This is a genomic window from Desulfatitalea alkaliphila (assembly GCF_022968795.1).
In the GTDB taxonomy this organism is placed as follows: Bacteria; Desulfobacterota; Desulfobacteria; order Desulfobacterales; family Desulfosarcinaceae; genus Desulfatitalea; species Desulfatitalea alkaliphila.
This window is the reverse complement of the sequence record NZ_JALJRB010000091.1, coordinates 1-626: the sequence shown is the minus strand read 5'-3', so window position 1 is coordinate 626 and position 626 is coordinate 1. Positions and strand designations below refer to the sequence as shown.

General features: G+C 56.4%; 1 protein-coding gene. It reads right to left on the bottom strand.

Annotation, left to right across the window (positions count from 1 at the left end; all coding sequences use genetic code 11):
* The coding region (locus tag MRX98_RS21875) for a hypothetical protein (protein ID WP_246915328.1) at positions 1-506 on the bottom strand (506 nt) is incomplete at its 3' end.
* Positions 507-626 lie beyond the last annotated feature (120 nt).

The following is a 626-nucleotide window of genomic DNA, read 5'->3' as shown; positions in this document are numbered from 1 at the left end:
AGAATCAGCTTGGATTCACTGTCCTGGCAAAACAGCGTCAAAGCCCCTTTCATGCGTTTTCCGCGTGCCCCGGCCCAATGTTTTTCCAGCACGGACTGCTCACCGAAGTGCGGCACCGTATGAAAGTCGAGATTGACCAGCGTTCCATCATACAAACCGAGCTTGGAGGCATTTTGGATGAATTGCTTTTGCAAGTTCACGATCTGCATCTCATCCAATGAGTACGAGTAAGTGGACATCGCCGTGCATTTGGGCAATGCATTGAGCCCGGCGAACAGCCCCAGGGCAGGATCGAAGGCATGGTCGCCGACATGGGCGTAGCGCTCGTTGCCGATCAACTTGAGCGCAAGGAAAGAGAGCAGGTAATTGGTGGCCGGGATGATCTTGGTTCCGGGCAGACCTGCCGCCCGTGCGATGGCGCCGATATCGAGCTGCCGCAAAAATGGCGCGAACAAAAACACTCCGGCATTGTCCGAGTTGAGCCGTTGCCCGTCCAGATCCGCCAAAGAGACGATCTCGGAACGTTCCGGGATTTGAGCCCCTTTGACCGTTACGCCGGTTTTGACCCGCGTGCGCCGCGGCAATCTGGGAAAGCCTTCCTCTGCAATGACGCGCTCAACGGTTCT